We start from the raw sequence: 24,485 nt of genomic DNA, 5'->3' as shown, positions 1-24,485 counted from the left end.
GGCGATGGGTGCTCGGGGTTCACTGGCCCGCCAGCTCCTCGTGTGGCAACTGGTAGTCGTCACCTGCCTACTGTGCGCGGTGGGCGTGCTGGCCGTCGTCCAGGCGGGGAACAACTTCCGCACGACCGAGGGACGCCGGGCGCTTTCGGTCGCGGAGAGTGTCGCCGCGCAGGGCATCGTGGGCGACCTCGACAACGGCCCGTTGGAATTGAACGCGCCCGCGGAGACCGCGCGAAGCCTCTCCGGGGTGGACTTCGTCGTCATCGCCGACGCGGACCGGTACGTGCTCGCGTCACCGGATCCGGGTCAGGTGCGGACGCTGCTCGACATCGGTGACAGCACCGTCCTCTCCGGACGGTCGTGGGTCGGCGAACTCGACGGGTCGACCGTCGCGCACGTCCCGGTGCTCGATGAGAAGGGCGGCAAGGTGGTCCGCATGGTCGCGGCGGGCTCGAAGTCGCCAGGCTTCTTCGCCGGCGTTCTCGACTCGCCGGACAACGCGCTGCGGGTGCTGGGGGTCGCGCTGGTGATCGGGGTGAGCGGTTCGCTGCTGCTCGCGCGGCGCGTGAAGAACCAGACGCTCGGCCTGGAGCCGCACGAGATCACCGCGCTGGTCGAGAACCGGGAGGCGCTCCTGCACGGCATCAAGGAGGGCGTCGTCGGCCTGGATCCGCAGCACCGGATCACCCTGGTGAACGATCAGGCCCGCGCACTGCTGGCGCTCCCGGAGGACGCCGTCGGCCGGTCGGTCGAAGACCTCGACCTCAACGAGCGGATCCGCGACCTGCTCACCGGCCGCGCGACCGGCGCCGACCAGATCGTGTTGCGGCAAGGGAAGGTGCTGACGCTGAACCGGATGCCGATCGACGTGCGGGGAGCCGTGGTCACCCTGCGGGACCGCACCGACCTGATGACCCTGCGGGACGAACTCGACGCCAGCAGGCACGCGACGGACACGTTGCGGGCGCAGGCGCACGAATTCAGCAACCGGCTGCACACCATCTCCGGGCTGCTGGAACTCGGGGAATACGAAGAGGTTCGCGGTTACGTCAGCCGGATCAGCTCGGCGCAGGGGGAGTGGCGCGCGGAGGTCGGCTCACGGGTCGGCGACCCGGCGGTGGCGGCGCTGCTGATCGCCAAGGCGTCGCTCGCCGCCGAGCGCGGGGTCGGGCTGCGCATGGCCCCGGACAGCGAGCTGGACCGTGTCGAAGACGCCCTTTCCACGGATTTGGTGACAGTGCTGGGAAACCTCGTCGACAACGCCCTGGACGCGCTGGGCGGGGAACAGGGCTGGATCGAGGTCGGGGTGTGGCAGGAGGAGGACGAAGTGCGCGTGGAGGTCCGTGACTCCGGGCCGGGAGTCGCCCCGGAGATCGCGGAGGAAGTGTTCGAGCACGGCTTCACCACGAAGGCCGCCGCGCACGGCCAGCGCGGCCTCGGGCTCGCGCTGATCCGGCAGGCGTGTGTGCGGCGGGGCGGTTCGGTCGAGGTGCACAACTCCGGCGGCGCGGTGTTCACGGCGAGGCTGCCGCGATGATCAAGGTGCTCGTCGTCGACGACGATTTCATGGTCGCGAAGGTCCACAGTGGATACGTCACGCGCACGGAGGGGTTCGCCGTGGTCGGCGTCGCGCACACCGGCGCCGACGCGCTCCGCCTGGCGCGGGAACTGAAACCGGATCTGGTGCTGCTGGACGTCTACCTTCCCGATCTCGACGGGCTTTCGGTGCTGCGGGAACTGCGCGCGACCGAGGACGTCGACGTCATCCTCATCACCGCGGCGACCGACGTCGAGACCGTGCGGCAGGCGATGCGGGGCGGTGTCCTGCACTATCTGATCAAGCCGTTCGAGTACGCGTCGCTGCGCGATCAGCTCACCCACTTCGCGTCGCTGCACCGTCGGCTGGACCGGCTGGACGAGGCCGGTCAGGCCGACGTCGACCAGGTCTTCGGCGCGCGGCCGAGCGCGAAACCCGTGCTGCCCAAGGGACTCACCGTCCAGACCGCGCGCTTGGTGGAGACCGCGCTGCGGGGCGCGTCCGGCGGGATGTCCGCGAGCGAATGCGCCGAGGCGACCGGCGTCGCGCGGGTGAGCGCGCGCCGGTACCTGGAGCATTTCGTGGCGACCGGGAAGGCCGAGGTGACCCTCAAGTACGGCGGGACGGGACGCCCCGAACGCCGCTACCTCTGGTCCTGATCCGCATTTCGTCCTCTAAATGCGAGGCGTCAGCAGACCGTTCAGGGTGCCGTAGTCGACGGAGTCCTCCAGACGCGAGTACGTGCCCGCCGAGAAGAGTTCCCGGGCGCTTTCCTGCACGACGGCGTACGCGGCCTGGCTGATGCCGGAGCCGACGCTCACCCGCGCGACCCCGAGCCCGGCCAGTTCCTTGACACTCGGCGCGCCCGGGTGGGCCATCACGTTCACCGGCGCGTCGATGCCTTCGACGAGCGCGGCGATCACGGTGGGATCGGTGGCGCCGGGAACGAAGATCCCGTCCGCGCCCGCCGCGAGGTAGGCGGCGGCGCGCTCCAGCGTCTCCGGCACCCCGCCGATCCCGCGGAGGAAGGTGTCGATCCGGGCGTTGACGAAGATCTCGTCGCTCGCCGCGCGGGCCGCCGCGATCCGCGGGACGACCTCTTGGGGCGGTCGCGGGCCGTCCTCGATGTTGATGCCGACGGCGCCCGCCGCGACCACCGCGGCGACGGTTTCGGTGACGCCGCCGGGTGTGTCCGCGTAGCCGCCTTCGATGTCCGCGGTCACCGGAACCGTTGTCACCCGGGCGATCCTGGCGATCAGGTCCACCGCGAGTTCGCGGCCGAGGCGGTCGCCGTCGGGGGCGCCGAGGCTCCACGCCACCCCGGCGCTGGTGGTGGCGATCGCCGCGGCGCCTGCGTCCTCGACGAGCCGGGCGCTCGCCACGTCCCAGGCGTTGGCGAGCACCAGCGGGTTCGACGGGACGTGCAGGGAACGGAACAGCCGGGCGGTTTCGCTTGTCATGGCGTCAGTCCAGCAGCTATGCGACATCCTGGTCTGGCGGATTCGCGACATCGACGTCGGCGCGGAGCCCGGCGATCAGCCGCGCGAGACCGTATTCGAAGGAGGCGGCCGGGTCCTCGTCGTGGTCGCCCTCGGCGTGCTGCTGTTCGTCGATCGCGCAGCCGAGCGTGTACCGGCTGATGGCGAGGATCGCGTGCGTCGCGTCCTCTTCGGTGAAACCCGCTCGCAGCAACGGTTTGATCAGCGGTGTCATCGCCGACCGGCCGGTCGGGCGGGAGCCGGCGTGCAGGCGTGCGCCGTCCCGGTAGGACAGCAGCGTGCAGCGGATGGTGCGGGCGCGCCGGGCGAGCCACTCGGCCCAATCGTCCATCGCCGAGGGATCGTCGAGCGGGGCGAGCCGGTCGTCCAGCATGGTTTCGGCCATCTGGTCGAGCAACGCCTGCTTGCTCTCGAAATGCGTGTAGAGCGCGGGACCGCGCACGCCGAGTTTCTCCCCGAGCTTGCGCAGGCTCAATCCGTCCAGCCCGACCTCGTCGAGGAGTTCCAGCGCGGCTCGGACGTACCCGTCCCGTCTCACGACCATGCGCACACCTTCGCCGGTCCGTATCGGAGTTGACAACTCGACCGAACCTTATCACCGTTAAGATCTTAACATCGATAAGACCAGCAGGTAGGATGATCGGAAGTTCCCTGGCTGGCATCGAATCGTCCACAGTGGACTGACGTTTCGCCGGTGGGTTTGTTCCCGCCCGATGCGCGACGAAGGTTCCGAGTGGCATTCGGGACAGCCAGTGGACAACGCCGTAGGCTCAGGTGAATGAGCACGGCATCCACCTCGGAGCATCCGATGGTCGAAACCCGGCACCAGACCCAGCTGCTCACCCTGCTGCGGGATGAAGGACCGATGTCCCGGGTCGAACTGGGGGAGCGGCTGGAGCTGCCGCGCGCCCGGGTGGGGGCCGAGGTCGCGCGGCTGGCCGAGGTCGGTCTCGTCGAGACCGCCGGTCCTTCGGCGAGCCGTGGCGGCAGGCGGTCCACGCTGGTGCGGCTCGCGGGAGACCTGCGGGTGCTGTCGGTGGACGTCGGCGCGACGTCGGTCGGGGTCGCCCTCACCGACGCTTCGTGCGAGGTGCTGGTGCACACGGTCGAGGACTGCGACGTCCGGCAGGGCCCGCACGCCGTGCTCAAACGCGTCGTCGCGCTGGCGGAGAAGATCCGCGAAGAGGTGCCGGGCAAGCTGATCGCCGCCGGGATCGGCCTTCCCGGGCCGGTGAGTTTCGCCGAAGGTATGGCGGTCGCGCCGCCGATAATGCCCGGCTGGGACCGGTTCTCCGTGCGCGACCATCTCGGCGGGTTGCTGCGCTGCCCGGTCACGGTCGACAACGACGTGAACTCGATGGCGCTCGGGGAGCGGCACGCCGGGGTCGCGCGCTCCATCGACGATCTGGTGTTCGTCAAGATCGGTACCGGTATCGGCTGCGGGATCGTGCTGGGCGGCAAGGTGTACCGCGGCGTCGCCGGCACCGCGGGCGACATCGGGCACATCCGCCTCGACGACTACGGGCCGACCTGCGCCTGCGGTGAGACGGGCTGTCTGGAGGCGTACTTCGGCGGCGCCGCGCTCGCCCGCGACGGGCTGACGCTGGCGCGAAGCGGCCGCTCGACGTACCTCGCCGACGTGGTCGCGGCCCGCGGCGTGATCACCGCGCAGGACGTCGGCCGCGCGGCGGCGTCGGGGGATTTCGGCGCGGTCAACCTGATCCGTGACGGCGGGCGGCGGCTCGGGCAGGTGGTCGCCTCGCTGGTGAGTTTCGTGAACCCGGGCATGGTCGTGATCGGCGGCGGCGTGGCGCAGCTCGGACACCAGCTGCTCGCCGAGATCCGCAGCTCGGTCTACCGGCGGTCGCTGCCGCTCGCGACCGGGAACCTGCCGATCGTGCTGTCGGAACTGGGTGACACCGCCGGTGTCATCGGGGCCGCCTGGTCCGCCACGGACCGGGCCTTCACGCTGAGCAGCTGACCTGCCCGGCCCACCGCTCGCGGCACGTTGGGCACTCACCTGATTCCGATTAGTAACGTCAAGATCGTGCAGACTTTCGCTCAAAAAGTGCAAAAGCCTGCACCGAACTGAGCGGCTATTCGGGTGACGGAGGGCTTTAGTCGACATTTCTGTCCTGTTGTCACCTTGACGGGTGACGGGCGCCACCCTACTTTCGCTGGCTAAGTAACAAAGTTTGTTACGGCCGATTCGTAAGTGAGGCGTCGTCAGATGAGGCAGTGTGGCCGCGACTGAACCCGGGCAGCTCGACCCGGTCAGCCCACGCACCGCGAACCTCGCCGCGCTCTTGCGGGCGTTGCGCGCGGGGCCGCTTTCGCGCACCCAGCTCGCGGCGCGCTGCGGACTCACCAAGGCGGCCGTCTCCGGGTTGATCACCGAGCTGTCCGAACGCGGTCTCGTCCGCTCCGCCGGACTCCAGGGCGGCGGCAACGGCAGGCCCAGCCAGCTGGTCGAGCTGAACGGCGCCAGCGCCTGCGGGCTCGCGCTCAGTGTCGAGGCCGACCGCTTCGCCGCCGTCGTCACGAATCTCGACGGCCGAGTCGTCGCCGAACGCACCGAGACCGCCGACGTCGCCGCGCTCGGGCTGCACCGGAGCATGGACGAACTCGCCTTCCTCGCCAGGACCGTGCTGCTCGACGATCAGCCGGTCGGGGTCACCGTGTCGGTTCCGGGGCTGGTCGATTCAGCCGCCGCCGTGCTGCGGTTCGCGCCGACCCTGCGCTGGCGCGACGCCGAGATCGCCGACCTCCTCGCCGCCCGGCTCGGGCTGCCCGCCGACGCCATCGCGGTCGACAACGAGGCCAACCTCGGTGCGATCGGCGAGGCCGTCGCCGGTGTCGGCCAAGGCGTGCGTGAACTCTTCTACCTCAGCGGCGGCACGGGAGTCGGCGGCGGACTGGTGTCCGGCGGCGCGATCCTGCGCGGTGCCAGGGGTTTCGCGGGCGAGGTCGGGCACATCACCGTCGACCCGTCGGGCGAGCAGTGCCAGTGCGGCCGGGTCGGCTGCCTGGAGACCAAGGCCGGGCTCAACGCCGTCCTGCGCGGCGCGGCTTCGCCTGGCGACCCGCTGCACGACCCCGCCCTGGGCGTCGACGGCCGGGTCGGGCTGCTCAAACACCGCGTGCAGCGCGGAGACCAGCGCGCGGTCGTCGCGGTCTCGGAACTCGGGGTCGCGCTCGGCATCGCGGTGTCCACTGTGGTCGATGTACTCGACCCCGACGTCGTCGTGCTCGGTGGCTACTTCGCCGAACTGGGCGAATGGCTGGTCGAGCCGGTGCGCCGCGAGCTGTCCGCGCGTCCGCTCGGCCACGAACCCACCTGCCGCGTCGAGCCGTCCCCGCTGGGCACCACCGCCCCGCTGCGCGGCGCGGCGCATCTCGCCACCGAACGGCTTTTCGCCGACCCGACATTAGTTCCTTTCGAGACCGAGGAGGCTCCGGCATGACCCTGCTCTCCGTCCGGGGGATCGTGAAGACCTTCCCCGGGGTGCGTGCGCTCGACGGGGTCGACTTCGACGTCGAACCCGGCGAGGTGCACTGTCTCCTCGGCCAGAACGGCGCGGGCAAGTCCACGCTGATCAAAACGCTCGCCGGCGCGCATCGCCCCGACGGTGGCGAGATCTTCTGGCAGGGCGAGCCGGTCACGCTGCCCTCGCCGGTCGCCGCGCTGAAGATCGGCATCGCGACCATGTACCAGGAACTCGACCTGGTGCCCGGGCTTTCCGTGGCGGACAACATCTTCCTCGGCCGCGAGCGCGCGACCTTCGGGTTCACGCGGATCAGCGAGTCCCGGAACAAGGCCGCGAAACTGATGGCGCGGCTCGGCCACCCCGAGATCGCGCCGTCGACCGAGGTCGGCAAGCTCTCCGCCGCGGGCCAGCAGCTGGTCTCGATGGCACGGGCGCTCGCCTACGACGCCAAGCTGCTGGTGATGGACGAGCCCACCGCGGCGCTGGCCGGCGAAGAGGTCGACAACCTGTTCCGCATCGTCGGTGAACTGACCGCCGAAGGTGTCGCGATCATCTACATCTCCCACCGGCTCGAAGAACTGCGCCGGATCGGCCACCGCGTCACCGTGCTCAAGGACGGCAAGACCGTCTCCACCGGCCTCGACGCCAAGGAGACGCCGACCTCCGACCTCGTCGCGCTGATGGCGGGCCGCAAGGTCGAAACCGTGTTCGGCCCGCGCCACCAGGAGCACGTGGACCCGGACCGCGAGGTCCTCAAGGTGGAGAACCTGACCACCGTCGGCGAATTCGAGAACGTGAACTTCACCGTGCACGCCGGCGAGGTCGTCGGGATCGCGGGCCTCGTCGGTTCGGGGCGCAGCGAGCTGCTGGAGACGATCTTCGGCGCGCGCAAGCAGGACACCGGCACGGTGTCGGTCGACGGCGAACCGGTCCGGCCCGGCAGCGTGTCCGCGGCGGTCAAGGCCGGGATCGGGCTGGCGCCGGAGGAACGCAAGAGTCAGGGCCTGCTGCTGGACCTGCCCGTCGTGCACAACGTGACCCTGGCGAGCCTGAGCAAGTACGCGACGTTCGGGTTCACCGAGCGGGGCAGGGAACTCGACGACGCCGGGGAAAGCCTGCGGCGCCTCGATCTCCGGCCCGCCGACCCGCATCGCGTCATCCGCACGCTGTCCGGCGGCAACCAGCAGAAGGCGGTGCTCGCCCGCTGGCTGGTCCGCGGCTGCCGCGTCCTGCTGCTGGACGAACCGACGCGCGGGGTCGACGTCGGCGCGCGGGCGGAGCTGTACCGGCTGATCGAGGAGCTGGCCGCGACCGGGGTCGCGATCGTGCTCGTCAGCAGCGAGATCCCCGAAGTACTCGGACTGTCCGACCGGGTGCTGGTGCTGCGTGAAGGACGTGTCCTGGCTGAAAAGCCGTCTGCGGAGCTGACAGAGGCGGATGTGCTCGACGTGATTCTCGAGGGGAGTGCGGCGTGACCGACCAAGCCGAATCGGTGCGTACGGGACCCGCCGTGGAACCGGTACGACCCAAGGAAAAGCGAAAGTTCTCGCTCGACACCCGGCTGCTCGGGCTGGCCGGGGTGCTGGTGATCCTGTGCATCGTCGGGCAGGTGACCAGGCCCGACCAGTTCTTCACCGACGGCAACGTCTCCACGATCCTGCGGCTCGCCGCGGCGATCGGGGTGGTCAGCGTCGGGATGACGTTCGTGATCATCGCCGGCGGCATCGACCTCTCGGTCGGGTCGATCGTGGCGCTCTCCAGTGTCTGGCTGACCACGCTGGCCACCCAGTCCTACGGCCCGTTCGTGATGATCCTTTGTGGACTCCTAGTGGGCCTCGGCTGCGGTCTGATCAACGGGATCCTGGTGTCCTACGGGAAGATCGTGCCGTTCATCGCGACACTGGCGATGTACGTCTCGGCCCGCGGGCTCGCGGAACGCATCAGCGGCCGTCGCACGCAGGTGGTGTCGGAGGCGGGCTTCCTCGACTTCTTCCGCGGTGACCTGCTCGGCATCCCGGTGCTGATCTGGATGTTCGCGCTGGTGTTCGTGGTCGGCTGGGTGCTGCTGAACCGCACCACGTTCGGCCGCCGCACCTTCGCCGTCGGCGGCAACGCCGAGGCGTCGCGGCTGGCCGGTATCAACGTCAAGCGGCACACCGCGCTCGTCTACGGCGTCGCGGGCCTGTGCTGCGGTATCGCGGCGCTGATGGTCGTCGCCCGCACCACCGCCGGCGCCTCGACCAACGGCATGCTCTACGAACTCGACGCCATCGCGGCGGTCGTCATCGGCGGCACGCTGCTCACCGGTGGCCGCGGCTCGCTCATCGGCACCCTGATCGGCGTCCTGATCTTCACCGTGCTGTCCAACATCTTCACGCTCAACAACCTGGACACCGACATCCAGAACATCGCCAAGGGCGTGATCATCGTCCTGGCCGCGCTACTGCAGTTCCGCTCCGTCAAGAAATCCAAGACGAGTACTTGATCACCGTGGATGGAGAGTCGTCATGACCGAACAATCCCTGCACCGCCGCCGTTTCCTGCTGGGAGGCGCGGCCGTCGGAGCGGGTGCGCTGCTGACCGCGTGCACCTCGAACGAGGCACCGGCGCAGAACAACGCGGCCAACGTGGCCAACGCCGGGGCCAACTCGCAGCCCGGCACACCCGTCACCATCGGGTTCTCGGCGCCCGCCGCGGACCACGGCTGGATGGCGGCCATCACCAAGAACGCCCGCGCGCAGGCGCAGAAGTTCAGTGAGGTCACGCTCAACGCGACCGAGGGCACCAACGACGTCAACCAGCAGATCTCCCAGGTGGAGACCCTGATCAACGCCAAGGTCAACGTCCTGGTGATCCTGCCGTTCGACGGCAAGGCGCTGACCGCGGTCGGCCAGCAGGCGATGGACGCCGGGATCCAGGTGATCAACCTGGACCGCGTCTTCGACACCCCGCTCGCGTACCGCACCTGGATCGGTGGCGACAACTACCGCATGGGCGTCAACGCCGGGAACTACATCGCCCAGCAGATGAAGGCGAAGAACATCGCCAGCCCGGTGATCGGCGAGGTCGCGGGGATCGACTCGCTGCCGCTGACCCAGGAACGCAGCAAGGGTTTCAAGGACGCCTTGGCGCGTCAGGGTTTCCAGGTGGGACCGCGCGTCTCGGCGCAGTTCACACCGGAGTCGGGCGAGCAGCAGACGTCGAACCTCCTGCAGTCGGCGTCCAAATTGGACGCTCTCTGGAACCACGACGACGACCAGGGTGTCGGCGTCATCGCGGCGATCAACAACGCCAACCGCAAGGACTTCCTGATGGTCGGCGGCGCGGGCTCGAAGAACGCGATGAACCTGATCAAGTCCGACGCCGAACCGTTGAAGGCGACCGTGCTCTACAGCCCGTCGATGGCGTCCACGGCGATCTCGCTCGCACGGCTTCTCGGCCAGGGCAAGGGCGCCGGTGACTTCGCCGAGCACGAGATCCCCGCCGAGATCACCACGTACTCCGCGGTGGTCACCAAGGAGAACGTCGACAAGTACATGGACGTCGGCTTCGACTCGTAAACCCGCGTACCCGACACACGCAAGCGGAGACATAGGAGGGGCATGAGCACGGCAAAGGAAACGATCGGGATCGGCATGGTGGGCCACGCGTTCATGGGTGCGGTGCATTCGCACGCGTGGCGCAGTGTGCACCGGTTCTTCGCGCCACCACTGATCCCGAGACTCGCCGTGCTCGGCGGCCGTGACGAGGTGCGGGCGAAGGCCGCGGCGGAACGGTTCGGCTGGGAAGACGTCGAGACGGACTGGCGTGCGCTGATCGCCCGCGACGACGTCGACCTGGTCGACATCTGCACGCCGGGCGACAGCCACGCCGAGATCGCGATCGCCGCGCTCGAGGCCGGGAAACACGTGCTGTGCGAGAAGCCGCTGGCCAACACCCTCGCCGAGGCCGAAGCGATGGCCGAGGCGGCGGCGAAGGCGCGGGCCAACGGCGTCCGGTCGATGGTGGCGTTCAACTACCGCCGGGTGCCCGCGCTCGCGCACGCCAGGAAACTGGTCGCGAGCGGGGCGCTCGGCGAGATCCGCCACGTGCGGTCGGTCTACCTGCAGGACTGGCTGTCCGACGCGCAGGCGCCGATGACCTGGCGGCTGCACAAGGACAAGGCGGGCTCCGGCGCGCTGGGCGACCTCGGCGCGCACATCGTCGACGCCGCCCAGTTCGTCACCGGCGACACGATCACCGGGGTTTCCGCGCTGACCAACACCTTCGTCAAGGAACGGCCGGACGGCGACGGCGGCACCGGGCAGGTCACGGTCGACGACACCGCGCTGTTCCTCGGCCGGTTCGCCGGCGGCGCGGTGGCGAGTTTCGAGGCGACCCGGTTCGCGCTGGGCCGCAAGAACGCGATGCGGCTGGAGATCAACGGTTCGAAGGCGAGCCTCGCGTTCGACTTCGAGTCGATGAACGAACTGTCCTTCTTCGACGGCGGCCAGCCCGCCACCGAGGCGGGATTCCGTCGGATCCTGGTCACCGAACCCGAGCACCCGTACGTCGGGGTCTGGTGGCCGCCGGGGCATCTCCTCGGCTACGAGCACACCTTCACCAACGAGGTCGCCGATCTGCTCACCGCGATCGGCGACGGCACGGATCCCGAACCGTCCTTCGAGGACGGGTTGAGGGTTCAGCAGGTCTTGGCCGCGGTCGAGCGCAGCGCGTCCGACGAGGCGCGATGGACCGCTGTGCCCGCCGTCACCACGAAGGGGAGTAACTGAGCGAGAGATCCAGCCGAAAGTCGCATGACGACTGTCACCGCGACTTGGTTCGATCCGAAACATCCGACCATCGGAGGTTGGTGTTCTCGGGCTGGGAAAGGTGGAGGAAATGCCTGCTCACGAGCGTACGGGCGTCTGGTTGATCGGAGCGAGGGGGTCGGTGGCCACCACGGCCGCCGTGGGGCTCCTCGCGCTGCGCGCCGGGGTGACCGGCGGTGGCGGCTGCGTCACCGAGCTGCCCGCGTTCGCCGGGGTTCCGTTGCCGGGCTGGGACGATCTGGTCCTCGGCGGGCACGACATCGCGCATACGCCGCTGGAGAAGCGGGCCGAGCAGCTGGCGCACGCCGGCGTGTTCGGGCACGCGGTGTTCGCCGCGGTCCGGTCCGGGCTGGCCGAGGTGGACGCCGAGATCCGCGACGGCTATCACCCGGCGGCCCATACCGGCGCCCAGGCCGACGCGGCCGCCCGGCTGACGGCGGACATCCGAGCTTTCGCCGACCGGCACGACCTCGCGCGGGTCGTGGTGGTCAACGTTTCCTCCACCGAGGCCCCGTGTCCCCACCTGCCCGAACACGACGACCTCGACGCGCTGGAAGCGGCCTTGGTGGATCCGGCGCGAGCGGTGCTCCCGTCGAGTTCCCTGTCGGCCTACGCGGCGCTGAAGGCGGGCAGCCCGTACGTCGAGTTCACGCCGTCCGCCGGGATCACCCTGCCCGCGCTGCGGCAGCTGGCCGAGCGGGAAGGCCTGCCGTACGCGGGTTGCGACGGCAAGACCGGGGAAACACTGCTGCGCACGGTCCTCGCGCCGATGTTCAGCGCGCGGGCGCTGAAGGTCCGCTCCTGGGCGGGCACCAACCTGCTGGGCGGCGGCGACGGCGAGACCCTCGCCGATCCGGTGACCGCGAACAGCAAGCTGGAATCCAAGGCCCGCGGGCTCGCGGCGCTGCTCGGGGAGGACGTCACCGCGCCGCTGCACATCGACAACGTGCCCGACCTCGGTGAGATCAAGACCGCGTGGGACCACGTGTCGTTCGAGGGTTTCCTCGGCGCGCGGATGAGCCTGCAGTTCACCTGGACCGGTTACGACTCCGCGCTCGCGGCGCCGCTGATCCTGGATCTGGCCCGTTTGGTCACCGCCGCGCACGCCGCCGGCCAGAGCGGCGCGCTGACCGAACTCGGCTTCTTCTTCAAGGATCCGCTGGGCAGCGACGAACACCGGTTCGCCGAGCAGACCGCCCGCCTGATCGCCTGGGCGGGAACCCTGTGAAGGCTTACGTGGAGCTGGTGCGGGCACCCGCCGCGTTGACGGTGCTCGGCGACACGGTCGCCGGATCCGCCGCGGCGGGGCTCAAGATGACCGGGCGACGGCTGCTGTTGCCGTTGTCTTCGGTCGCCTTCTACTGGGCCGGGATGGCCCTCAACGACTGGGCGGACCGGAAGCTCGACGCGGTGGAGCGTCCCGAGCGGCCGATCCCGTCCGGGCGGGTGAGTGCCGGTGCGGCGCTCACCACCGGGGCCGCGCTGACCGCTGCCGGACTTGGCCTGGCAGCGCTCGGCGGCGGTCGCCGGTCGATGCGGGTCGCGGTTCCGCTCGCGGCGGCGGTGTGGGCGTACGACACCGTGCTCAAACCGACGCCTGCCGGGCCGGTGGCGATGGCGGCCTGCCGCACGCTCGACGTCCTGCTGGGCGCTGGTGACTCTCCGAAGAAGGCGGCCACGGCCGCCGCGGCTGTCGGCGTCCACACGCTCGGCGTCACGGCGTTGTCCACCGGGGAAGTGCACGGCGCGAACCCGGCGACCGCCCGGGCGGCACTGGCCACCAGCTGCGCGGCGACAACGTTGGCATTGACCGGACCGGCACGTGGGGGCTGGCATCGCGCGGCCTCGATGGCGGCCGGTTCGGGCTACGCGGGCCTGGTCGGAAGGGCGCAGGCGGACGCCGTCCGCGACCCGTCGGCGAAGTCCGTTCGCTCGGCGACGAAATCCGGCATCCACGGCATGGTCCCGCTGCAGGCGGCGGTCACGGCCAAGGGCTCGGTACTGGGGGCGGCGCTGGTCGCCGCCGCGCTGCCGATCGCCCGCAAGCTGTCGAGGAAGGTGAGCCCCACATGAGTTTTCACCTCGGATACGGCACCAACGGCTTTTCCAACCACCGCCTCGACGACGCGCTCGCGATCATCGCCGACCTCGGGTACACCGGGGTGGCGCTGACCCTGGACCACGACCATCTCGACCCGTTCGCCGACGATCTGGCACGGCAGGTCGACCACGTGGCTTCCCGGCTTTCGGCGCTCGGCCTGAACCGCGTCGTCATCGAGACCGGCGCGCGGTACCTGCTCGACCCGTGGCGCAAGCACTCGCCGACGCTGCTTTCGGACGACCCCGCGCTCCGGATCGACTTCCTGGCGCGAGCCTTAAGGATCGCCGGGGATCTGGGTGCGGATTGTGTTTCGTTCTGGTCGGGTGTGTCCACTGTGGACAACGAACTCGCCTGGTCCCGGTTGCGTGAAGGGGTCGCGGCGGTCCTGGAGCACGCCGCGCGGCTGAACGTCCGGCTGGCGATGGAACCCGAGCCCGGCCACCTCGTGCAGCATCTGGGCCAGGTCCTGAACCTGCGCAAGGAACTCGGCGAGCCGGAGCTGTTCGGGGTCACGCTCGACGTCGGGCACTGTGTCGTCGTCGAGCCGGTCAACGCGGCCGAATGCGTCCGAGTCGCCGGTCCGCTGCTGTGGAACGTGCAGCTCGACGACATGCTGCCGCGGGTCCACGAACACCTGGAGTTCGGCGATGGGCATCTGGACCTGCCGGGGACGCTCGCCGCGCTGGCGGAGATCGGCTACACCGGGCTGGCCGCGGTCGAGCTGCCCCGGCACAGCCACGCCGCGCCGGACACCGCGCGCCGGGCCTTCGAGGCGCTGACCGCGGCGATGCCGCAGACGTGGTCGGCCAAGGCGGAACGCCGGATCCGGGAGAAGCCGTCGGTGATCGGCTCGCTCTTCCCGGCCGTCGGCCGTGAGGTCGGCCGGGAGGCCTTGCACCCGGACACCGACCCGCAGGGGCTGGTCCACGGCACGGTCGACGACCGGGCGCGGGTCCGGCTCGTGACGGTGCTGGCCGACGTCCTCGACGACGCCGCGCTGGCCACGGAACTGCACGATCTCTACCGCTACGGCGACGACGCCGAGCGGCGCGGAGTCCTGCGGGCGCTCAACGCGCTGGAGTTCCCCGGCCCCGAAGTCACCGACACCGGCATCAGGCTGGTCGAAGACGCCTTGCGCGCCAACGACATCAGGCTGGTCGCGGCCGCCATGGGTGCCTTCGCGCGGTTCCTGGACGACCACACGTGGCGCCACGGCGTCCTCAAATGCGTCTTCGTCGGGGTGCCGCTGGCCGCCGTCGCGGACCTCGCTTCCCGCGCGGACGACGAGCTCCGAAGAATGCTCGCCGATTTCGCCGACGAACGCAGGGCGGCCGGACGTGACGTTCCCGCCGACGCCCTCTCATTGCTCAAGGAAGGCCGCTGACCGTGCGTATCTTCGATCCCCACATCCACATGTCCTCCCGGACCACCGACGACTACGAAGCCATGTACGCGGCCGGTGTCCGAGCTCTGGTCGAGCCCGCGTTCTGGCTGGGGCAGCCGCGGACCAGCGTCGGCTCGTACACCGACTACTTCGACGCGCTCATCGGCTGGGAACGGTTCCGCGCCGCCCAGTTCGGCATCCGGCACCACTGCACGATCGCGCTGAATCCCAAGGAGGCCAACGACCCCCGCTGCCGCGAGGTGCTCGACGTGCTCCCGAGGTACCTGGCGAAGGACGGCGTGGTCGCGGTCGGCGAGGTCGGCTACGACTCGATGACCAAGGAAGAGGACGAGGTCTTCTCGCAGCAGCTGGCGATGGCGCTGGAGCACGACCTCCCGGTGCTCGTGCACACCCCGCACCGCGACAAGCTGGAAGGCACCAAGCGCACCCTCGACGTGGTGCGTGAGGCCGGCGTCGCGCCGGAGCGCGTGGTCGTCGACCACCTCAACGAGGTCACCGTCGAGCTGGTCAAGGATTCCGGCGCCTGGATGGGTTTCTCCATCTACCCGGACACCAAGATGGACGAGCACCGGATGGTCGAGATCCTGCGCCAGTACGGGCTGGAGAAGATGATCGTCAACTCGGCCGCGGACTGGGGCCGGTCCGATCCGCTGAAGACCGCCAAGACCGGGCAGGCGATGCTCGACGGCGGGTTCACCGAGGCCGACGTCGACAAGGTGCTGTGGCAGAACCCGGTCGACTTCTACGGGCTCAGCGGGAGGCTCACGCTCGATCCGCTGCCCGGTTTCACCGGCGAGGCCGTGACTTTCGAGGGCAACTCGGTGCTGCGAGGTGCTCGCAAATGATCTCCTACTGTACGAACGTCCACCCGGCCGAAGACGTCGGCGGTATCGTCGCGCAGCTGGAGCGGTATGCCCTGCCGGTGCGTGAGCGACTGGGCGCGGATCGGCTCGGCGTCGGGCTGTGGCTTTCCGCTCCGGTCGCGCGCGGGCTCGCCGAAGACGCGGGAGCGCGCAAGCGTTTCCGCGCCGAACTCGACGCTCGCGGGCTTTCGGTGTACACGCTCAACGCCTTCCCGTACGGCGGCTTCCACGACGACGTCGTCAAGCACGCCGTCTACCGTCCTGAGTGGACGAACCCGGATCGGGTCGCGTACACGATCGACTGCGTGAACGTACTTTCCGACCTCCTCGCCGAAGATGCTTCTTACGGCAGCATATCGACGCTGCCGTTGGCTTGGCGTGAACCGTGGACCGAATCGGACGACCGCCGCGCGGCCGAAGCCTTCGGTGAAGTCGTACGGGCGATCGGCGACCGGCCGATCAAGCTGGCCGTCGAGCCGGAGCCCGGTTGTGTGCTCGACACCGTGGCCGACGCGCTCGGTTGGCTGTCCGGCCGCGTCGATCCGGAGCATGTCGGGCTGTGCCTGGACACCTGTCACCTCGCGGTGTCGTTCGCCGACCCGGCGGAGACCCTCAAGGCGATCGCGGAGTCCGATGTGGACATCGTGAAGGTGCAGGCTTCCGCCGCACTGCACGTCGAGAGGCCCGCCGAAGCGCGTGAGGCGCTGGCGGCGTTCGCGGAACCGCGGTACCTGCACCAGGTTCGGGAGTTTTCTGGTGGTGTCGTGCGGAAGGCCGACGACCTGCCCGAGGCGTGGACCGACCTGCCGGGAGACGGGCCGTGGCGCGTGCACTTCCACATGCCGCTGCACCAGGCGCCTGCCGCGCCGCTGTCCACCACGACCGACGTCCTGCGCACGGTCGCCGCCGGGCTGCCCGGCGAACCGCATATCGAGGTCGAGACCTACACCTGGAGTGTGCTCCCGGACGCGGGCGACCTCGTCGGCGGGATCGCCGCGGAACTCGAGTGGGCACAGGCGAACCTCGTCAAGGAAGGGGCGTCCGCGTGAAACCCTTGGTCGTCATCGACGTCGTTGGGCTGACCCCGAAGGCGTTGCGGGACATGCCGAAACTGTCCGCCGTCGCGCGAGACGGCTGGCAGGCCGAACTGGGCACGGTGCTGCCCGCCGTCACCTGCAGCGCGCAGTCGACCTTCCTCACCGGGTTCATGCCCGCCCAGCACGGGATCGTCGGCAACGGCTGGTACTTCCGCGAACTCGGCGAGATCTTCCTGTGGCGCCAGCACAACCGGCTCGTCGGCGGGGAGAAGCTGTGGGAGACCGCGCGGGCGGCGCACCCCGGCTACACGTCGGCGAACGTGTGCTGGTGGTACGCGATGGGGATGAGCACCGACGTCACGGTGACCCCGCGGCCGATCTATCACGCCGACGGCCGCAAGTCGCCGGACGCCTATGTGCGTCCGCCCGAGCTGCACGACCAGCTGACCGGCGCGCTGGGGGAGTTCCCGCTCTTCCAGTACTGGGGCCCGACGGCGTCGCTCAAGTCGAGCAAGTGGGTGATCGGGGCGTCGCGGCAGATCCTGCGCGAGAAGCGGCCGGATCTGCTGCTGACCTACGTGCCCCACTTGGATTACGACCTCCAGCGGTTCGGCCCCGACGCGCCGCAGGCCCGGCAGGCCGCGCGGGAACTGGACAACGCGCTGGCGCCGCTGCTCGACGACGCCCGCAACGCGGGGGCGACCGTGGTCGCGCTCAGCGAGTACGGGATCACCAACGTGCACCGGCCGGTCGACATCAACCGGGCACTGCGGCGCGAGGGTCTGCTGGAGGTCTACACCCAGGCAGGCATGGAATACCTCGACCCGTGGGCGTCGCGCGCGTTCGCCGTCGCCGACCACCAGGTCGCGCATGTCTATGTCCGCGACTCCGCCGATATCGAGCGCGTTCGCTCGATCGTCGGTGAGCTGACCGGCGTCGACGAGGTGCTCGACCGCGAGGCGCAGGCTCGCTACGGGATCGACCACGAACGCGCGGGCGAACTCGTCGCGGTCGCCGAGCCGGACTCCTGGTTCACCTACTACTACTGGCTCGACGACGCGCGGAAGCCCGACTTCGCGCGCGGCGTCGAGATCCATCGCAAGCCGGGTTACGACCCCGCCGAGCTGTTCTTCGACCCGGAGGACAAGTTCGCCAAGGCGCGGGCCGGGCTCAACCTGGCGAAGAAGTTCGCCGGGCTCCGGTACGCGATGGACGTCGTCCCGACCGACCCGCGCTGGGTGCGTGGCTCGCACGGGCGGCTGCCGGATGCAGGCGAGGACGGTCCCGTGCTGCTCTGCTCGGATCCGGCTTTCGAACCGTCCGGTCGCGTCGGCGCCACCGACGTGCACCCGCTGCTGTTGTCGTTGCAAGGCCTGAAGTAGAGGAGGTGGCGGGGGTGCTGAGGCCGGTGCGCGTCGCGAAAGCCACTTTCGCGACGTCTGATGTCCCGAAAGTGGCTTTCGGGACATGGTCGCCCGCCCCCGCCCCCGCCCCCGCCCCCGCCGCCACCGACGTTGCGAAAGCCACTTTCGCAACCTTCAACGTTGCGAAAGTGGCTTTCGCAACGCCTCGGCTCGGCTCCGGGCCGGCGAGCTGAACCACCGCCAGAAAGGAAAGTTCCACCCGCAAGTCCTTCCTTGATCGCCGCCGCTCATCGAAAGGATCGCTACTGCTATGTCTTTGAAACGACGATGGGGTGTGCTCGTCACATCCGTGGTCACGGCTCTGACAGGCGTCGCGCTACCGGTGCAGACCGCATCGGCGCACGAAGCGGCCACGGTGCTCGTGTTCTCCAAGACCGCGGGCTTCCGGCACGATTCGATCCCCGACGGGATCAAAGCGATCAAGGATCTGGGTGCGCAGAACCACTTCGGGGTGGAGGCCACCGAGGACGCGGCGGCGTTCACCGACGCGAACCTCAAGCGCTTCGACGCGGTGGTCTGGCTTTCCACCACCGGTGACGTGCTGAACGCGGACCAGCAGGCCGCGTTCGAGCGGTACGTGAAGGGAGGCGGCGGGTACGTGGGCGTGCACGCCGCCTCCGACACCGAGTACGACTGGCCCTGGTACGGCGAACTGGTCGGGGCGTACTTCAAGTCGCACCCGCACATCCAGCAGGCGAACGTCAAGGTCGAAGACCACGAACATGTGTCTACTGTGGACTTACCGGAGACCTGGCCGCGCACCGACGAGTGGTACAACTACCGCGAGAATCCGCGCAGCAATGTCCACGTGCTCGCGAGCCTGGACGAGAAGAGCTACCAGCCCGGCGACGGCGCGATGGGCGATCACCCGATCGCCTGGTGCCACGAGAACTCCGGTGGCCGCTCCTGGTACACCGGCGGCGGTCACACCAAGGAGTCCTACGCCGAACCTGCCTTCCTCAAGCATCTGGCGGGCGGGATCAAGTACGCCACCAAGCTGAGCGAGCCCGGCTGCGCCAAGCCCGAGGAAGCTCCGGTCGACGCGGACTTCGACCAGATCACCCTGGCCAAGGGCGAGGAGAAGACCGGCGAGCCGATCGCGCTCTCCGTGCTGCCCAACCGCGACGTCCTGCACACCTCGCGCGACGGCCGCGTCTGGTACACCAGCTCCTCGGCGACGACGTCGCTGGCCGGGCAGATCCCCGTCTACAACCACGACGAGGATGGCCTCCAGGGTGTCGCCATCGACCCGGACTTCGCCAAGAACCGCTGGGTCTATCTGTACTACGCGCCCAAGCTGAACACCCCGGCCGGTGACGCGCCGGAGAACGGCACCCCCGCCGACTTCGAGCCGTTCAAGGGCTACAACCAGCTGTCGCGGTTCAAGCTGGGCACCGACAACAAGCTCGACCTCGCGAGCGAGCAGAAGATCCTCCAGGTTCCCGCCGAACGCGGTATCTGCTGCCACGCCGGTGGTGAGATCGACTTCGACGCCAAGGGTAACCTGTATCTGTCCACAGGGGACGATTCCAACCCCTTCGCCTCCGACGGGTTCACCCCGATCGACGAGCGCGCCGACCGCAACCCGGTCTACGACGCGCAGCGCACCTCGGCCAACACCAACGACCTGCGCGGCAAGGTGCTGCGGATCAAGGTCGGCGCGAACGGGAAGTATACGATCCCGAAGGGCAACCTGTTCCCGCGTGGTACGGCCAAGACCAAGCCCGAGATCTACGCGATGGGCTTCCGGAACCCGTTCCGGTTCGCCGTCGACCGCGAGACCGGTTGGATCCACCTCGCCGACTACGGTCCCGACGCCGGCGCCGCCGACCCCAAGCGTGGCCCCGGCGGCACGGTCGAGTTCAACCTGATCAAGAAGCCCGGCAACTACGGCTGGCCGTACTGCATCGGGGACAACCAGCCGTTCATCGACTACGACTTCGCCACCAAGCAGTCCGGTGCCGCCTTCGACTGCGCCAAGCCGAAGAACACGAGCCCGCGCAACACCGGGCTGACCGACCTGCCGCCGGTGGAGAAGGCGTGGATCCCCTACGACGGCGGTTCGCTGCCCGAGTTCGGCACCGGCCCCGAGTCCCCGATGGGCGGCCCGGTCTACCACTACGACGCGAAGAACCCGTCCCAGACCAAGTTCCCGGAGTACTTCGACGGCAAGACCTTCGCCTACGAATGGGAACGCGGCTGGATCAAGGAGATCACCGTCGGACCGAACGGTGAACGCGGCGCCATCAAGCCGTTCTTCGACTCGATGGACCTCGTCCGCCCGATGAACGTCGAGTTCGGCCCGGACGGCGCGATGTACGTCCTCGACTACGGCACCGGCTACTTCGGCGGCTCGAAGGAATCCGCCGTCTACCGCATCGACTACACCAAGGGCCGCCGGACACCGATCGCCAAGGTGGCCGCGGACAAGACGTCCGGCCAGGCACCGCTGACCGTCAAGTTCGACCCGGCCGGGACGAACGACCCCGACGGCCAGGCATTGACCTACGCCTGGGACTTCGACGGCAACGGCACGACCGACTCCACCGAAGCCGCCCCCGTTTCCCACACCTACGCCGCGAACGGCCAGTACACGGCGAAGCTTTCGGTCACCGATTCCACCGGGCTGACCGGTTCGGCGAGCGTGGTGGTGACCGTCGGCAACACCGCGCCGGTGGTCACGCTGAAGACGCCGGTCAACGGCAGCGTGTTCAGCTTCGGGGACATGGTCCCGTTCAAGGTCGAGGTGACCGACGCCGAGGACAACCCGATCGACTGTTCGAAGGTGACCGTCGAATACATCCTCGGCCACGAGGGCCATGGGCATCCGCTGAGCCGCGCGACCGGCTGTGAGGGCACCATCGCCACGCCCGCCGACGAAGGACACGGCGCGGACGCCAACGTCTTCGGTGTCATCAACGCCAGCTACACCGACAACGGCGGCAATGGTGTCCCGGCGCTCACCGGCGAGTCGGAGTCCATCCTGCAGCCGAAGCTGAAGCAGGCCGAGTTCTTCACCCAGTCCAGCGGGATCGAGGTCGTCGTGCACGCCGGCGCCAGTGGCGGCAAACGCGTCGGCCACATCGAATCCGGTGACTGGATCAAATTCGACCCGGTGAACCTCGTGGGTGTCAGCGGCATCGGCTACCGGGTCTCGTCCGGTGGCGCGGGCGGCACGATCGAGGTCCGCTCGGGCGCGGTGGACGGGCCGCTGGTCCAGACGGTCGCCGTCGCCAACACCGGCGGCTGGGACACCTATGCCGACATCCCGGCGTCCGCCATCACCGACCCCGGCGGTACCGGCCCGTTGTTCCTCGTGTTCAAGGGCGGTTCCGGCGGCTTGTTCGACTTAGACGCGATCACCTTCGAGGAGCAAGCATGAGCCGTCCGATCACCCTGTTCACCGGCCAGTGGGCGGATCTCCCGTTCACCGAGGTGTGCAGGCTCGCGAGCGAATGGGGTTACGACGGCCTCGAGATCGCGTGTTCCGGCGACCACTTCGAGGTCGACCGCGCACTGTCCGAAGAGGACTACGTGCCCGGCCGCCTGAAGCTGCTGGCCGAGCACGGCCTCAAGGTGTGGGCGATCTCCAACCACCTCGTCGGCCAAGCCATCTGTGACGACCCGATCGACGAACGCCACCAGGCCATCATCCCCGCCCGGGTGTGGGGCGACGGAGAGCCCGAAGGCGTCCGGCAGCGGGCGGCGAAGGAGATGGCCGACACCGCCCGCGCGGCGGCGAAACTCGGTGTGGACACGGTGATCGGGTTCACCGGCTCGAAGACCTGGAAGTACGTCGCGATGTTCCCGCCGGTGTCGCAGGCGGTCATCGACGACGGGTACCAGGACTTCGCGGACCGGTGGAACCCGATCCTCGACGTCTTCGACGAGGTGGGGGTGCGGTTCGCCCACGAGGTCCACCCCTCGGAGATCGCGTACGACTACTGGACCACGAAACGTGCGCTCGAAGCTGTCGGCGACCGTCCGGCATTCGGGCTGAATTGGGATCCTTCGCATTTCATCTGGCAGGACCTCGACCCGGTCGGCTTCATCCTCGACTTCGCCGACCGGATCTACCACGTGGACTGCAAGGACACCAGGAAGCGGTTCGACGGACGGAACGGACGGCTCGGCTCGCATCTCCCCTGGGGAGATCCCCGACGCGGCTGGGACTTCGTTTCGACCGGGCACGGCGACGTGCCCTGGGAGGACTGTTTCCGCGCACTGAATTCGATCGGCTACGCCGGTCCGATCTCGGTGGAGTGGGAGGACGCCGGCATGGACCGGCTCCGGGGCGCGGCGGAGGCCGTGACCTTTCTGCGGGGGCTCCTGTTCGACAAGCCGTCGGCGGCCTTCGACGCGGCTTTCAGCAACCAGAAGTGAGGGCGGTTTCATGTGCGGTGAAGAAGCTGAGCAGTTCCACTCTCGAAGGGCGCTCCTGCGCGGCGCGGCGACGGCGGCGGTCGCGGTCGGCGCGGCGGTAGCCCTGCCGAGCCTCGCCAACGCCACCACCTCGGACGAGGCGGAGACCCAGGGACACGGCCACCACGGTCGAGGCCGTGTCCCGGTGGACAAGATCAGCATCCAGCTCTACTCCCTGCGCACCGCGCTGCAGGCCGATCTCCCGGGAACCCTGTCCGCGCTGGCGGACATCGGCTACCGGAAGGTCGAACTGGCGGGCACCTACGGCCGTTCGGCGCAGGAGTTCCGCGGGCTGCTGGACAAGAACCACATCAAGGCGACGTCCACGCACGTCGGTATCGACGGTGACCTCGACAAGACCATCGCGGACGCGAAGATCCTCGGGAACACCCGCGCCAACGTGCCGTGGGCGAACTTCGACACCATCGACGGCTGGAAGCAGTTCGCCGGCCGGATGGACACGGCGGCACGGAAGTTCCGCCAGGCCGGTATCCCGCTCGGCTACCACAACCACGCGCACGAGTTCGCGCCCATCGACGGCGTGCGCCCGTACGACGTGCTCACCAGGAACACGAACCCGCGCTACGTGCACCTGGAGATCGACCTGTTCTGGGCGGTGGAAGGCGGGATGGACCCGGTTTCGCTGTACCGGCAGCACTGCCCGCGCGTGGTGCAGTACCACGTCAAGGACCGGACCGCGGACGGTCAGATGGTCGACCCCGGCAAGGGCGTCATCGACTTCCCGCGCATCTTCCGCCACACCCGTCCCCACCTCGCCGAGTACATCGTCGAGCACGACAACCCCACGGATCCCCTGAGCACCGCCCAGACCGGATTCACCTATCTCCGCAACGTCCGCTTCTAGCTGGGGAATCCACAATGGACAAGAAGAAACGCGGGCTGTCCCGCAGATCGATGCTCGCGGGCACCGCGGCCGGGGTCATCGCCCCGGTCGTGGTGTCGGCCAGCGCGGGATCGGCACCGGCCGCCGCGGCCGGGATGACCCGCAACATCACCATCTACGCCGACTACGTTCCCGGTTCGACCCGGGTCGGTTACGGGCTGGAGCCCGGCAAACCGACGATCCCCGGGCCGCTCCTGGAGTGCTACGAGGGTGACACGCTGGTGATCGAGCTGGTCAACAACACCGACCAGCGGCTGTCGATCCACCCGCACGGCGTCAACTACGACACCAAGTCGGACGGCTCGCCGTTCAACGACTCCTTCAACAAGCCGTACGAGACCAAGACCTACACCTGGAAGACCCGGACGGCCTACCAGACGGCCAACGGTTTCTGGATGCCCGGCAGCGCGGGGTACTGGCACTACCACGACCACGCGTTCGGCGGCGACCACGGCACCGCGGGCCTGATGAAGGGCCTCTACGGCGGGCTCATCGTGCGCAAACGCGGGGATCTGCTACCCAGCAAGCAGTTCACCGTGGTGTTCACCGAAATGTGGGTCAACCACCAGGTCGCCCCGAACACGCCGATCTTCGAGGCGAACCTCGGCGAACGCGTCGAGTTCATCTGCATCGGGCACGGCAACCTGATGCACACCTTCCACCTGCACGCGCACCGCTGGGCGGACACCCGCACCGGCATGCTCACCAGCGCGACCGACAACGCCCCGATCGTCGACAACAAGACCCTGGACCCCGGCAACTCCTTCGGGTTCCAGGTGATCGCCGGTGACGGCGTCGGGCCGGGCGCGTGGATGTACCACTGCCACGTCCAGCAGCACTCGGACGACGGCATGTCCGGGGTGTTCCTGGTCCGCAACGCCGACGGCGGGATGCCCGCGGGCGCCCAGGAGGCGATCGACCGCTTCAAGGGACACCACCACCCGACGTCCACTCCGGACGCCACCGGCGCTTCGGCCCACCACCACTAGTCTTG

Annotated in this window: 20 protein-coding genes; 18 read left to right on the top strand and 2 right to left on the bottom strand. The window is 69.0% G+C overall.

What is annotated here, in order from left to right:
* Positions 1-4: 4 nt before the first annotated feature.
* A complete protein-coding gene (locus H4W30_RS34135; RefSeq protein WP_192746335.1) occupies positions 5-1,537 on the top strand; it encodes a sensor histidine kinase in 1,533 nt (510 codons plus the stop codon).
* Positions 1,534-2,196 (top strand): response regulator, encoded by a 663-nt coding sequence (locus H4W30_RS34130; protein WP_192746334.1) that lies wholly within the window; start codon positions 1,534-1,536, stop codon positions 2,194-2,196. The genes H4W30_RS34135 and H4W30_RS34130 overlap by 4 nt, the downstream gene beginning before the upstream one ends.
* A 15-nt stretch (positions 2,197-2,211) precedes the next feature.
* Here the strand turns inward: H4W30_RS34130 and H4W30_RS34125 are convergent, their stop codons facing one another.
* On the bottom strand, positions 2,212-2,997 hold the full coding sequence (locus H4W30_RS34125; RefSeq protein ID WP_192746333.1) for an isocitrate lyase/PEP mutase family protein: 786 nt from the start codon (positions 2,995-2,997) through the stop codon (positions 2,212-2,214).
* 16 nt (positions 2,998-3,013) lie between these two features.
* Positions 3,014-3,580, bottom strand: a complete 567-nt coding sequence (locus H4W30_RS34120) for a TetR/AcrR family transcriptional regulator C-terminal domain-containing protein (protein WP_192746332.1) — start codon at positions 3,578-3,580, stop codon at positions 3,014-3,016.
* A gap of 234 nt (positions 3,581-3,814) precedes the next feature.
* Here H4W30_RS34120 and H4W30_RS34115 point away from each other — a divergent pair, with 234 nt between their 5' ends.
* From H4W30_RS34115 to H4W30_RS34040, 16 genes are all read left to right on the top strand, one after another.
* Positions 3,815-5,017 carry an ROK family transcriptional regulator gene (locus tag H4W30_RS34115; RefSeq protein ID WP_192746331.1) on the top strand — a complete coding sequence of 401 codons (1,203 nt, stop codon included), beginning with the start codon at positions 3,815-3,817 and terminating at the stop codon, positions 5,015-5,017.
* A gap of 259 nt (positions 5,018-5,276) precedes the next feature.
* Positions 5,277-6,500, top strand: coding sequence for an ROK family protein (locus H4W30_RS34110; protein WP_192746330.1), 1,224 nt, complete (start codon positions 5,277-5,279; stop codon positions 6,498-6,500).
* A complete protein-coding gene (locus H4W30_RS34105; protein WP_192746329.1) occupies positions 6,497-7,999 on the top strand; it encodes a sugar ABC transporter ATP-binding protein in 1,503 nt (500 codons plus the stop codon). The genes H4W30_RS34110 and H4W30_RS34105 overlap by 4 nt, the downstream gene beginning before the upstream one ends.
* Before the next feature lie 35 nt (positions 8,000-8,034).
* On the top strand, positions 8,035-9,009 hold the full coding sequence (locus tag H4W30_RS34100) for an ABC transporter permease (protein ID WP_378234878.1): 975 nt from the start codon (positions 8,035-8,037) through the stop codon (positions 9,007-9,009).
* A 22-nt stretch (positions 9,010-9,031) separates the two neighbouring features.
* A complete protein-coding gene (locus H4W30_RS34095) occupies positions 9,032-10,084 on the top strand; it encodes a substrate-binding domain-containing protein (protein ID WP_126733950.1) in 1,053 nt (350 codons plus the stop codon).
* A gap of 42 nt (positions 10,085-10,126) precedes the next feature.
* On the top strand, positions 10,127-11,296 hold the full coding sequence (locus H4W30_RS34090) for a Gfo/Idh/MocA family protein (protein WP_192746327.1): 1,170 nt from the start codon (positions 10,127-10,129) through the stop codon (positions 11,294-11,296).
* 109 nt (positions 11,297-11,405) lie between these two features.
* Positions 11,406-12,563, top strand: coding sequence for an inositol-3-phosphate synthase (locus tag H4W30_RS34085; protein ID WP_192746326.1), 1,158 nt, complete (start codon positions 11,406-11,408; stop codon positions 12,561-12,563).
* Complete coding sequence (locus H4W30_RS34080; RefSeq protein WP_192746325.1) at positions 12,560-13,408, top strand: SCO3242 family prenyltransferase; 849 nt, start codon at positions 12,560-12,562, stop codon at positions 13,406-13,408. The genes H4W30_RS34085 and H4W30_RS34080 overlap by 4 nt, the downstream gene beginning before the upstream one ends.
* Positions 13,405-14,820, top strand: coding sequence for an EboA domain-containing protein (locus tag H4W30_RS34075; RefSeq protein ID WP_192746324.1), 1,416 nt, complete (start codon positions 13,405-13,407; stop codon positions 14,818-14,820). The genes H4W30_RS34080 and H4W30_RS34075 overlap by 4 nt, the downstream gene beginning before the upstream one ends.
* Positions 14,821-14,822: 2 nt before the next feature.
* Positions 14,823-15,686, top strand: coding sequence for a TatD family hydrolase (locus tag H4W30_RS34070; RefSeq protein ID WP_192746323.1), 864 nt, complete (start codon positions 14,823-14,825; stop codon positions 15,684-15,686).
* Positions 15,683-16,753 (top strand): metabolite traffic protein EboE, encoded by a 1,071-nt coding sequence (gene eboE / locus H4W30_RS34065; RefSeq protein ID WP_192746322.1) that lies wholly within the window; start codon positions 15,683-15,685, stop codon positions 16,751-16,753. Before H4W30_RS34070 ends, eboE begins: the two co-directional genes overlap by 4 nt.
* Positions 16,750-18,123, top strand: a complete 1,374-nt coding sequence (locus tag H4W30_RS34060; RefSeq protein ID WP_192746321.1) for an alkaline phosphatase family protein — start codon at positions 16,750-16,752, stop codon at positions 18,121-18,123. The genes eboE and H4W30_RS34060 overlap by 4 nt, the downstream gene beginning before the upstream one ends.
* A 292-nt stretch (positions 18,124-18,415) precedes the next feature.
* Entirely contained in the window at positions 18,416-21,547 is a 3,132-nt protein-coding gene (locus H4W30_RS34055; RefSeq protein ID WP_192746320.1) for a ThuA domain-containing protein, read from the top strand.
* On the top strand, positions 21,544-22,548 hold the full coding sequence (locus tag H4W30_RS34050; protein ID WP_038518461.1) for a sugar phosphate isomerase/epimerase family protein: 1,005 nt from the start codon (positions 21,544-21,546) through the stop codon (positions 22,546-22,548). Before H4W30_RS34055 ends, H4W30_RS34050 begins: the two co-directional genes overlap by 4 nt.
* A gap of 10 nt (positions 22,549-22,558) precedes the next feature.
* On the top strand, positions 22,559-23,452 hold the full coding sequence (locus tag H4W30_RS34045; RefSeq protein WP_192746319.1) for a sugar phosphate isomerase/epimerase family protein: 894 nt from the start codon (positions 22,559-22,561) through the stop codon (positions 23,450-23,452).
* Between the two features lie 14 nt (positions 23,453-23,466).
* On the top strand, positions 23,467-24,480 hold the full coding sequence (locus H4W30_RS34040; protein WP_192746318.1) for a multicopper oxidase domain-containing protein: 1,014 nt from the start codon (positions 23,467-23,469) through the stop codon (positions 24,478-24,480).
* Positions 24,481-24,485 lie beyond the last annotated feature (5 nt).

Source organism: Amycolatopsis roodepoortensis, from assembly GCF_014873915.1.
GTDB classification, from domain to species: Bacteria; Actinomycetota; Actinomycetes; order Mycobacteriales; family Pseudonocardiaceae; genus Amycolatopsis; species Amycolatopsis roodepoortensis.
This window is presented reverse-complemented; position numbering and strand designations above follow the sequence as displayed.

Coding starts and splice junctions, on each gene's coding strand:
- H4W30_RS34095 (WP_126733950.1), top strand. CDS start 9,032: ATGACCGAACAATCCCTGCACCGCCGCCGTTTCCTGCTGGGAGGCGCG.
- H4W30_RS34125 (WP_192746333.1), bottom strand. CDS start 2,997: ATGACAAGCGAAACCGCCCGGCTGTTCCGTTCCCTGCACGTCCCGTCG.
- H4W30_RS34045 (WP_192746319.1), top strand. CDS start 22,559: ATGTGCGGTGAAGAAGCTGAGCAGTTCCACTCTCGAAGGGCGCTCCTG.
- H4W30_RS34040 (WP_192746318.1), top strand. CDS start 23,467: ATGGACAAGAAGAAACGCGGGCTGTCCCGCAGATCGATGCTCGCGGGC.
- H4W30_RS34105 (WP_192746329.1), top strand. CDS start 6,497: ATGACCCTGCTCTCCGTCCGGGGGATCGTGAAGACCTTCCCCGGGGTG.
- H4W30_RS34075 (WP_192746324.1), top strand. CDS start 13,405: ATGAGTTTTCACCTCGGATACGGCACCAACGGCTTTTCCAACCACCGC.
- H4W30_RS34135 (WP_192746335.1), top strand. CDS start 5: ATGGGTGCTCGGGGTTCACTGGCCCGCCAGCTCCTCGTGTGGCAACTG.
- H4W30_RS34090 (WP_192746327.1), top strand. CDS start 10,127: ATGAGCACGGCAAAGGAAACGATCGGGATCGGCATGGTGGGCCACGCG.
- H4W30_RS34130 (WP_192746334.1), top strand. CDS start 1,534: ATGATCAAGGTGCTCGTCGTCGACGACGATTTCATGGTCGCGAAGGTC.
- H4W30_RS34120 (WP_192746332.1), bottom strand. CDS start 3,580: ATGGTCGTGAGACGGGACGGGTACGTCCGAGCCGCGCTGGAACTCCTC.
- H4W30_RS34055 (WP_192746320.1), top strand. CDS start 18,416: ATGTCTTTGAAACGACGATGGGGTGTGCTCGTCACATCCGTGGTCACG.
- H4W30_RS34115 (WP_192746331.1), top strand. CDS start 3,815: ATGAGCACGGCATCCACCTCGGAGCATCCGATGGTCGAAACCCGGCAC.
- eboE (WP_192746322.1), top strand. CDS start 15,683: ATGATCTCCTACTGTACGAACGTCCACCCGGCCGAAGACGTCGGCGGT.
- H4W30_RS34050 (WP_038518461.1), top strand. CDS start 21,544: ATGAGCCGTCCGATCACCCTGTTCACCGGCCAGTGGGCGGATCTCCCG.
- H4W30_RS34085 (WP_192746326.1), top strand. CDS start 11,406: ATGCCTGCTCACGAGCGTACGGGCGTCTGGTTGATCGGAGCGAGGGGG.